7 protein-coding genes are annotated in these 10139 nt (G+C 69.9%); 2 read left to right on the top strand and 5 right to left on the bottom strand.

Features of this window, described 5'->3' with window-relative positions:
* From ACILRF_RS11200 to secA, 4 genes are all read right to left on the bottom strand, one after another.
* Positions 1–1736 (bottom strand): TonB-dependent receptor plug domain-containing protein (locus ACILRF_RS11200; RefSeq protein WP_395672877.1); only part of this gene is annotated, 1736 nt, incomplete at its 3' end.
* Between the two features lie 170 nt (positions 1737–1906).
* Positions 1907–2917 carry a beta-eliminating lyase-related protein gene (locus ACILRF_RS11205; RefSeq protein WP_395672879.1) on the bottom strand — a complete coding sequence of 337 codons (1011 nt, stop codon included), beginning with the start codon at positions 2915–2917 and terminating at the stop codon, positions 1907–1909.
* Positions 2914–3519, bottom strand: a complete 606-nt coding sequence (locus ACILRF_RS11210) for a TetR/AcrR family transcriptional regulator (RefSeq protein ID WP_395672881.1) — start codon at positions 3517–3519, stop codon at positions 2914–2916. The genes ACILRF_RS11205 and ACILRF_RS11210 overlap by 4 nt, the downstream gene beginning before the upstream one ends.
* A gap of 78 nt (positions 3520–3597) precedes the next feature.
* Entirely contained in the window at positions 3598–6354 is a 2757-nt protein-coding gene (secA, locus tag ACILRF_RS11215; RefSeq protein ID WP_395672883.1) for a preprotein translocase subunit SecA, read from the bottom strand.
* A gap of 225 nt (positions 6355–6579) precedes the next feature.
* Here secA and ACILRF_RS11220 point away from each other — a divergent pair, with 225 nt between their 5' ends.
* Both ACILRF_RS11220 and argJ read left to right on the top strand, forming a co-directional pair.
* Positions 6580–7512, top strand: a complete 933-nt coding sequence (locus ACILRF_RS11220; RefSeq protein ID WP_395672885.1) for a peptidylprolyl isomerase — start codon at positions 6580–6582, stop codon at positions 7510–7512.
* On the top strand, positions 7509–8969 hold the full coding sequence (gene argJ, locus ACILRF_RS11225; protein WP_395672887.1) for a bifunctional glutamate N-acetyltransferase/amino-acid acetyltransferase ArgJ: 1461 nt from the start codon (positions 7509–7511) through the stop codon (positions 8967–8969). Before ACILRF_RS11220 ends, argJ begins: the two co-directional genes overlap by 4 nt.
* A gap of 153 nt (positions 8970–9122) precedes the next feature.
* Here the strand turns inward: argJ and ACILRF_RS11230 are convergent.
* The coding region (locus ACILRF_RS11230; protein WP_395672889.1) for a DEAD/DEAH box helicase at positions 9123–10139 on the bottom strand (1017 nt) is incomplete at its 5' end.

Genomic DNA, 10139 nt, shown 5'->3' on the forward strand with positions numbered 1-10139 from the left:
GCGTCGTTGGGATTGAGGTCGGACTTTTCGTAGCGGGCCTCGAAGCCGCCGGCGATGCGCCAGGGCCCGGCCGGCAGTTGCGCGACGTCGAGGCCGGCGTTCCCCTGGTAGATGGTCTGCAGGAGCTTGAAGTCCGAGCGGAACAGCGTGCCGATCCAGGCGATCGCAGCGTCGCTGGGTGCGCCCTCGCCGAAGAGGTTCAGCGGCACGCAGCCGGCAGCGCGGGCCGCCGGGTCTCGGCAGACGATGGCCCCCGACGCGTCGCGGGTGACGTTCACCGCCTGGGCGAAGCGCGACTGGACGATGTTTGGCTGTTCGAAACGGCCGTCGGCCTGGGCCTGGCTGAAGGACAGGTTCCAGAACCCCTGCCGGCCCGAGAGCTCAAAGTCGCCTTCGAGGCCAACGAGACCGCGCCAGGTCTCGGTCTCCGATGAGGTGCGGTTCGGACCGAGCTCGGGCGAGGCGCGGCTGAGGAGGAAGATGACATCGCCTGGCGAGCTGGGGTCCGGCGTCAGGGCGACCGGTTGGGCGAGGATCGCCGCGCGGCTGGCGGCCGGCAGGAACGGGTTGGCCGTCGACATGGTCAGCTGGGCCGAGGTCCCGGTGAACAGCGGGGCGTTGAAGATCGGCTGGTTGTAGGGCTCGACGGCCTCGGCGCGTGCGTAAAAGAGCTCGGCGCGGGCGCGGACCCGATCGGTGATGTCGTAGGTCGCAAAGCTGGTGGCCACATGCCGCTTCACCGGCGTCACCAGGGTGGTCAGCGGGGCGGTGTCGAGGCCCTGGCCGCCGGCGGCGATCGAGGGCTGATAGGCGACGCCGGGGTCGTAGGGGATCAAGGCGCCGCCGGGGCCGAACTGGGCCGGGACGCGGACGCCGCCGACGACGATGGTCAGCGGTTGGATAGCGCCGCCGGCGACGCGGAACGGCAGGCCGCCGAGGGTGATCTCGGGCAGGCGGCGGTTCTCGATCAGGATCGAGCCGGGAATGTTGTCGCTGGACGACCGGTTGGCCGGGTTGGCGGCGAACACCAGGCTGCGGTTCCCCGCCTTGCGGTCGGCGAAGGAGAGGGCGGCGTTCTGGCTGTATTCGTAGCTGCCCATCAAATGCAGGCGGTCGCCGGCGAAGCTGCGGCCGGCGGTGAGGCGGGCGCGCCAGTCGTCGTAGCCGCCGGCCGACCAGCCGTAGCGGCCGTCGAGCTCGACGCCGTCGAAGCGGTCCTTCAGGATCACGTTGACGACGCCGGCGATGGCGTCGGAGCCATAGACGGCCGATCCGCCGGCCTGGATCACTTCGACCCGCTCGATCAGGGCGGTGGGCAGGGTGTTGAGGTCGACCTGGCCGCCCGCCGAGGCGCCGCTGAAGATCGAGGCCGGATTGCCGCCGACGAAGCGCCGGCCGTTGACCAGCACCAGGGTGCGGTTGGTGCCGAGGTTGTTCAGGTTGACGTAGTTACGCCCGGCGCCGAACAGGCCCTGGTCGCTGATCGGGCTGACCGGCACGCCCATGGCGGGGATGTCGTTGAGGGCGTCGGCCAGGTTGGTGAAGCCACGGGCGTCGATGCGGGCGGCCGTCAGGGTCTGGAGCGGGGCGAGGGCGTCCTGCTCGGCGCGGGGAATGCGCGAGCCGGTGACGACCACCTCGGTGATCTCCTGGGCGGCCGCCTGGCCGGCGCCGAGGAACGCCACACCGCAAGTGGTCGCCATCAGGACGCGCCGCAGCGTCGAATTCGCGTTCATCATGAAGGCCCCCGCCTCAGGAAATGGGATGCTGGCGTGGACGGGGTCTTTCGCCCCATGCGCCACGCCGCACATACTCATCGAAAATGGTTGACGAAAATCGTCTGCGATCACGGTGGATCGTCCGGGCGCAGCCTATTTCACGCCTGGCTTAACCTTAGGTGAAGCCCCTAGGCGAGATCGCACAACGTCGCGGCAAATTCGTCGACGGCTTCGGCGGTGGTGGCCCACGAGCACATGAAGCGGACCGAGCCGTCGAGGAAACGGTAGACGGCCCAGCCGAGCGCCTGCAGCCGCTGCAGCCGCGCCTCATCCATCTGCACGAAGACGGCGTTGGCCTCGACCGGGTGGGTGAGGGGGAAGGGCTGGCCGGCCGCCAGGCGGCGGGCCATGGCGTTGGCGTGGGCGGCGCGGGTCACGAAGGCGCCGGTCTGCAGCATGCCGACGAAGGGCGCAGCGTAGAACCGGCCCTTGGAGGGCAACTGGCCTGCCTGTTTCAGCCGCGCGTCGAAGCGGCGGGCGAGGTCGCGGTGGAAGATCGCGATCGCTTCGGTCGGAGGCATGCCGGCCTTGGTCCCGCCGATCACCAGCATATCGACGCCGAGGCGGGCGAGCTGTTTCGGGTCGAAGCCGGCCGCGGCGGCGTTGGCGAGGCGCGCGCCGTCGAGGTGGACGCCGCAGCCGGCCGACCTGGCTGGGGCGATCAGCGCGGAGAGCTGGTCGGGCGTGTGGACGGCCCCGTACTCGGTGGCGTTGGTCAGCGACAGGGCGGCTGGCGACTGGCGGTGCGAGACCTCGGCCCGCCCGAGCGCCGCGCCCAACGCCGCCGGATCGATCCGGCCCGACGGGCCGGGCAGGGGGATCAGGCCGAGGCCGTGACCGAAGAAGCCGGGCGCGCCGGTCTCGTCGGTGCAGACGTGGGCGTGTTCGTGGGCCAGCACCGCCTCGAACGGGCGGCAAAGGGTCGCCAGGGCCAGGGCGTTTGCGGCGGTGCCGGAGGCGACGAAGCGGATTTCGGCGTCGGCGTCCAACAGCGCCCGGACGAGGTCGGCAGCCTGCCGCGTGGTCTCGTCGGCGCCGTAGCCGGCGGCGAAGCCGCCGTTGGCGTCAACCAGGGCGGCCATCGCTTCCGGCGCCGCAGGCGCGGTGTTGTCGGACGCGAAGTCGTAGCGGAGGTTCATTTCGCCGCCGATTTCAGGCCCTTTTCGAGCGTGACGCCGAACCCCCGGTGCAGGTGACGGGCGGCGCCGGGCGGCAGCTTGCCGGCCATCTCCAGAACCACCAGCCCATGGACCATCGCCCAGAACATCGCGCCGATCTCGTGCGGCGGCTTATCGAGGGCCCCCTCGGCGATGACGTCGTGGACCCAGGCCGTCATGGTGGCCTGCGCGCGTTCGGCGGCGGCGCTGAGCTCGGGATACTGGGCCTCGCACGGCTGATCGAAATCGAACATCAGCTTGTAGGTGTGCGGGTTGGCTTGGGCGAAGTCGACGTAGGCCGTGCCGACGTCGTGCGCCCGGGCCCAGGCGCCTTCCTTGTCCGAGGTCCGAGCCGCCTCCATGACGTCCGCGAAGCGGTTGAATCCGGCGGTCCGCACCGCGGCCAGGATGTCCTCCTTGTCGCGGAAGTAGCGATAGGGCGTCATCGGCGAGACGCCCAGCTCGCTGGCGAGTTGGCGCATCGTCACCGCGTCAGGGCCACGTTCAGCAAAGAGGCGCTCGGCCGCCTGGCACAGTCGCTCACGGAACTCGGCGACATCGATGTCGGACAGGACTCGCGGCAAAGCGCCCTCTCAGCAAACTAAGTCGTTGCTAAGCCCCACATGCTGAACGGGCAATGAAAGGTGGCGCGGCGTGATGCCTCAGACAAGCGCCCCGTGGCAGTGCTTGAACTTCGCCCCCGAACCGCACGGGCACGGCGCATTCCGGCCGGTGTCTTCCCAGCCTTCCGGCAGGGCCGAGACCGGCAGGCCCGCGCGCTGGTCGGCCGGGAGGCCGTCCGGCAGGGCGCCCATCTGGGCGGCGTTCTCGCCGGTCAGGGGGTCGAGGTGGACCTCAGTGAACTGGCCGGTCGGCAGGGGCGGCGGCTCCTCGAACTGGAACTCCACCGTCATCAGCCAGCGGGTGACGTTCTGGCGCAGGTCGACCAGCAGCTTCTCGAACAGGGAGAAGGCCTCGGTCTTGTACTCGTTCAGCGGGTCGCGCTGGCCGTAGCCGCGCAGGCCGATGACGTTGCGCAGATGGTCGAGGTGCATCAGGTGCTCGCGCCACTGCAGATCGATCATCTGCAGGATGAAGCTCTTTTCCACCGTCCGCATGTGGTCGCCGACGGCGGCCTCGCGCTCGGCGACGCGGTCGTTGACCGCCTGGACGATGCGCGCCTCGATCTCCTCGTTGGCGATGCCTTCCTCGGCCGCCCAGTCGCGGATCGGCAGATCGAGACCGAGGTAGCCGCGGACGTGCTCCTCAAGGCCCTCGACGTCCCACTGCTCGGCGTAGGCCTTGGGCGGCAGGTGGCGTTCGACGAAGTCGGAGATGGTGTCGGTGCGGAACTCGGCGACGACGTCCGACAGGTCGGCGGCGGCCATGAACTCGGCGCGCTGCTCGAACACCGCCTTGCGCTGGTCGTTCACGACGTCGTCGTACTTCAGCAGGTTCTTGCGGATCTCGTAGTTGCGCTGCTCGACGCGCTTCTGGGCGGTGGCGATGGCGCTGTTCAGCCACTTGTGGGTGATCGCCTCGCCTTCCTGGACGCCGAAGGTGCGCATGATGCCGTCGAGACGCTCGCCGGCGAAGATGCGCAGCAGGTCGTCCTCGCAGGACAGGAAGAACTTGGAGTGGCCAGGGTCGCCCTGACGGCCGGTCCGGCCGCGCAGCTGGTTGTCGATCCGGCGGCTCTCGTGGCGCTCGGTGCCGAGGACGAACAGGCCGCCGGCGGCCAGGGCCCGTTCCTTGAGGTCCTTGATCTCGGCTTCGATCTCGGACTTGTGCTGGGCGGCCTGCTCGGGCGTCACCTCGATGCCGAGGCCGCGCTGCTCGTCGCGCCACTTGGCCAGCTTCATGTCGACGTTGCCGCCGAGCTGGATGTCGGTGCCGCGGCCGGCCATGTTGGTGGCGATGGTCACCGCGCCCGGCACGCCGGCGTCGGCGACGATCAGGGCTTCCTGCTCGTGGTAGCGGGCGTTGAGGACGTTGTGCGGGATGCCGTTGACGGTCTTGCCGTCCATCTCGAACTTGTGGCCGTTCAGCAGGGCCGAGAGCTGTTCCGACTTCTCGATGGTCGTGGTGCCGACGAGGATCGGCTGGCCGCGCCGGTAGCAGTCCTCGATCTGGGCGATGATCGCCGCGTTCTTCTCGGCGGCGGTGCGATAGACCTCGTCGTCGTCGTCGATGCGCTGGATCGGCCGGTTGGTCGGGATGTCCACGACCTCCATCCGGTAGATGTCGGCGAATTCCTGGGCCTCGGTCAGGGCGGTGCCGGTCATGCCCGACAGCTTGGCGTAGAGGCGGAAGTAGTTCTGGATCGTCACCGAGGCCAGGGTCTGGTTCTCGGGCTGGATGACCGCGCCTTCCTTGGCCTCGATGGCCTGGTGCAGGCCTTCCGAGAGGCGCCGGCCCTGCATCATGCGGCCGGTGAACTCGTCGATCAGGATCACCTCGCCGGCGCGGACGATGTAGTCCTTGTCGCGGGTGTAGAGGACGTTGGCCCGCAGAGCCTGGTTGACGTGGTGCACGACCGAGACGTTGGCGGCGTCGTAGAGGCCCGTGGAATCCTCGGCCAGGTGGCCGCCGGCCTGGAGGATCTCTTCGACGCGCTCGGCGCCTTCCTCGGTGAGGATGACCTGGCGCTGCTTCTCGTCGTGATCGAAGGTCGCCGGATCCTGGATCAGGTCTTTGATGACCAGGTCGATGGTCTTGTAGAACTCGGAGCGGTCCTCGGTCGGGCCGGAGATGATCAGCGGGGTGCGCGCCTCGTCGATCAGGATCGAGTCGACCTCGTCGACGATGACGAAGTTGTGGCCGCGCTGGACCATCTCGCCCGGGTCGTAGACCAGGTTGTCGCGCAGGTAGTCGAAGCCGAACTCGTTGTTCGTGCCGTAAGTGATGTCGGAGTTGTAGGCCGCCTGGCGCTGGCCCTGCGACAGGCCGTGGACGATGACCCCGACCGACAGGCCGAGGAAGCGGTAGACCTGGCCCATCCACTCGGCGTCGCGCTGCGCCAGGTAGTCGTTGACGGTGATGACGTGGACGCCCTTGCCCGCGAGCGCGTTCAGGTAGGTCGGCGCGGTGGCCACGAGGGTCTTGCCCTCGCCGGTGCGCATCTCGGCGATGCCGCCCTGATGCAAGACCATGCCGCCGACCAGCTGGACGTCGTAGTGCCGCTGGCCGAGCACGCGACGGGAGGCCTCGCGGACGACGGCGAAGGCTTCCTCGAGCAGGTCGTCGAGCTTGGCGCCGCTTGCCAGGCGGCTGCGGAACTCGTCGGTCTTGGCCCGGAGCTCGGCGTCGGAGAGGGCCTGAACCTGCGGCTCGAGGGCGTTGATCTTGCCCACCCGCGCGGTCATCGACTTGACCTTGCGCTCGTTGGAGGAGCCGAAGAACCGTTGGAAGATGCTCAAGGGATGCGTCCGGTTGCTGGCGGGGCGGTTGCTGGCGGTAAGGGGGCCGTGGCGCGTCGCCTGCCGGGAAAAATTCGCTCTTTTAAGGGCGCGCGAGACTTAAGCAGCGCCCCTTCAAGTGTCAACGCGCCGGGGCGCCAAGCGAGGCTTTGCGCCTTTGCTTGGGCCGCGGAAATCGATAGGGACCCCAGGTCTGACACTCCGCCCATCAGGGGACCGTTCCGCATGGCGGCTGTGAAGCCCATCCGCCCCGCGCTTTACGCCGGCCTTGCCGCCGCGCTGGCGCTTGGCGCGTGCGGCCGCGGCGAGCGGGCCGAGACGGCGCCGCAGCGCGGCGATGCGGCGGTGGCGCGGGTCGACGGCCGCACCGTCTGGGCCTCGGACGTCAAGAACGAGGCGGTGGCCCAGGGCCTGATCGGGGAGGGCGAGCCGCTGGACGCCGCCTCGCCGATGTTCCGGCGGGTGCTTGACGAGGTGATCGACCAGAAGCTGCTGGCCGCCGAGGCGCTGAAGCGCAAGCTCGACAAGGACCCGGCGGCACAGCGGCGGCTGGCGGCGGCGCGCGAGCGGATCCTCGGCGACCTGCTGGTCGAGAGCGTCGTCGCCGACGCGGTCAGCGACAACGCCATCCGGGGCCTCTACCAGGAGCAACTGCGGTTGGCGAAGCGGTCGGAGGAGATCCGCGCCCGGCAGATCGTCGTCGCAAACGCCGCCGAGGCCGAGCAGGTCAAGCGGCTGCTGGCGTCGGGCGCCTCGTTCGAGGCCCTGGCGATGGAGCGGTCGCAGGACGCGGCGACGCGGTTCAACGGCGGCGACCTCGGCTATTTCACCACCGACGTCATGCCGGAGGCCTACGACGCGGCCCTGCGCGGCGCGAAGGTCGGCCAGGTGGCCGGGCCGTTCCAGACCGAAGCCGGGCTCACGCTGCTGAAGGTCGAGGACCGCCGGACCGAACAGCCGATCACCCTCGAGGCGGCCCGGCCGCAAATCGTCCGGTTCCTGACCTACGACCAGATCCGCGACCTTCTGGAGAAGCTCCGAGGTCCGGCCAAGGTGGAGGTGCTCGTCAAGAGCGCCGCCGCCCGGCCCGCACCCCCTGCCGACGCGCCGAGAGCGGCGCAAGTCCCGTCACCCAAAGCCTCAGAGTCCGCCCCGTGAGCAAGCCGCCTGTCAGCAAAGAGCCTGGGAAATCGCCGGCCCGGAAGACCGCCAGCAAGTCCGCCAAGCCGACCCAGGTGGTCGGCCACACGCTCGAACGCGCCTTCGACCCCCTGGCCAGCGCCCTGAAGCGCGCGGCCCTGAAGCGCGCCGACAAGCAGGCGAGCCAGTTCGCTGCGCCGCCGGCCCCGGCCGTGGTCCCGACCTCGCCCGGCAAGGCCGCCATGCCGGTCTCGCCGCTGGCCGTGCCGTTCCCGGCCATGCCGCCGATCGCCGGCGTCGAGATGGCGACGGGCCGGGCCGGCTTCTACAAGCACGAGCGTGAAGACCTGCTGGTCATGCACTTCCCCGACGGGGCGAGCTGCGCCGGCGTCTTCACCCGGAGCACGGTGGGCTCGGCGCCGGTCGACTGGTGCAAGCGGCACCTGGAGGCGACGCGCGGCGAGGGGGTGCGGGCCCTGGTGGTCAACGCCGGCTGCGCCAACGCCTTCACCGGTCGGCCCGGGGCCGACGCCGTGCGCCGGGTCGCGTCGGCGGTCGGCAAGCGGTTCGACTGCCGCCAGCGGGACGTGATGGTCGCCTCGACCGGCGTGATCGGCGTGCTGCTCGACGACGCCAAGATCACCCACCGCCTGCCCGAGGTCGAGCAGCGGCTGACCGCCGACGGCTGGGCCGGCGCGGCGCGGGCGCTGATGACCACCGACACCTTCCCGAAAGGCGCCTACGCCGAGGCCAAGATCGATGGGGTGACGGTGCGGATCGGCGGGATCTGCAAGGGCTCGGGGATGATCGCGCCCGACATGGCCACCATGCTGGCCTTCGTCGTCACGGACGCGGCGATCACCCCGGCGGCGCTGCAGGCGCTGGTCAACCTCTATACGCGCAGCACCTTCAACGCGATCACGGTCGACGGCGACACCTCGACCAACGACACCCTGCTGCTGTTCGCCACGGGGGCGTCGGGCGCGCCGAAGATCAGCCGGGCCGGCGACAAGCGGCTGGCCGAGTTCCGGGACAAGCTGGAAGGGGTGCTGATGGACCTCGCCCAGCAGCTGGTCCGCGACGGCGAGGGGGCGACCAAGTTCATCAAGGTGACGGTGACCGGCGCCGAGACCGCGGCCTCGGCCCGCAAGATCGCCCGGACCATCTGCGACAGCCCGCTGGTCAAGACCGCCTTCGCCGGCGAGGACGCCAACTGGGGCCGAATCGTCATGGCGGTCGGCAAGTCGGACGAGCCGATCGACCGCGACAGCCTGTCGGTGAAGTTCGGGCCTTACTGGGCGGCGCAGGACGGGCTGATCGCGCCCTCGTACGACGAGGACAAGATGAGCGCCTACATGAAACGCCAGGAGCTGGAGGTCACGGTCGATGTCGGCATGGGCCGGGCTGCAGCCGCCATGTGGACCTGCGACCTGACCAAGCGCTACGTCGAGATCAACGGGGATTACCGGTCTTAGGGGAAGCTCTGCTTCCCCGTGATCCCGGGCCTTGGGACCGGGATCGAGGATAACGACGACCAGAAAAAAAAGGGCGCGGCCCCAACGCCGCGCCCTTTGCGCATTCGGAGATCGTGGATAGCCGGGACGAGCCCGGCCATGACGGTCTGGGGGTTAGCGGTTCGACCAGACGCCGGAGCGTTGGCCGCCGCCGCTGCTACGGCCGCCGCCGCCGCCGCCGCGACGCGGGCCGCGGTAGCTGCCGGTCGCCGGCTTGGGCGCGGGGCGCTCGGCATCGGTGGGGATCACGTTCGAGCGGACGGGCGCGCCTTCGTGGCGGTGCCCGGGCTTCGGATCCGAGTGGTTGCGGTTGCGCTTCGGCTGGTGCTGGCCGCGGTGCGGCTGGGGTCCGCGCCCGCCGCCCTTCTGGCCGCGGGTGTCCTCACGGTCGGGCTTGCCGACCTCGGGCATGACCGCGGTGGCGGCGCCGAGCTGCTTGTCGTTGCGGCGGTCGAAGGAGGGGATGCGCTGGCGCGTCACCTTCTCGATGTCCTTCAGGAGGCCGCGCTCGTCGTCGGCGCAGAACGCCACGGCCGAGCCGTCGGCGCCGGCCCGGGCCGTGCGGCCGATCCGGTGGACGTAGGCCTCCGGCACGTTCGGCAGCTCGAACTGGACGACGTGGCTGACGGCGTCGATGTCGATGCCGCGGGCGGCGATATCGGTGGCGACCAGGGCCCGCACGCGGCCGGCCTTGAACTCGGCCAGGGCGCGCTCGCGCTGGCCCTGACTCTTGTCGCCGTGGATCGAAGCGGCCTCGACGCCGACCTGCTCGAGCGAGCGGGCGACGCGGTCGGCCCCGCGCTTTGTGCGGGTGAAGACGATCACGCGCTTGAAGCCGGCGTCGTCGAACAGCTCGGCCAGCAGGGCGCGCTTGCGCTGCTGCTCGACGAAGAGGACGCGCTGGTTGATCCGCTCCACCGTGGTGGCGGCCGGGGTCACCGAGACCTTCAGCGGGTTGGGATTGAGGATTTCGCCGGTCAGCTTCTCGATCTCGCTCGGCATGGTGGCCGAGAAGAAGAGGTTCTGGCGCTGCTTGGGCAGGAATTTCACGATCCGGCGGATCGGCACGATGAAGCCCATGTCGAGCATCTGGTCGGCCTCGTCGAGGACGAAGGTCTCGACGCCGTGCAG

This window comes from Phenylobacterium sp. (assembly GCF_044236515.1).
Taxonomy (GTDB): Bacteria; Pseudomonadota; Alphaproteobacteria; order Caulobacterales; family Caulobacteraceae; genus Phenylobacterium.

Coding starts and splice junctions, on each gene's coding strand:
- ACILRF_RS11205 (WP_395672879.1), bottom strand. CDS start 2,917: ATGAACCTCCGCTACGACTTCGCGTCCGACAACACCGCGCCTGCGGCG.
- ACILRF_RS11220 (WP_395672885.1), top strand. CDS start 6,580: ATGGCGGCTGTGAAGCCCATCCGCCCCGCGCTTTACGCCGGCCTTGCC.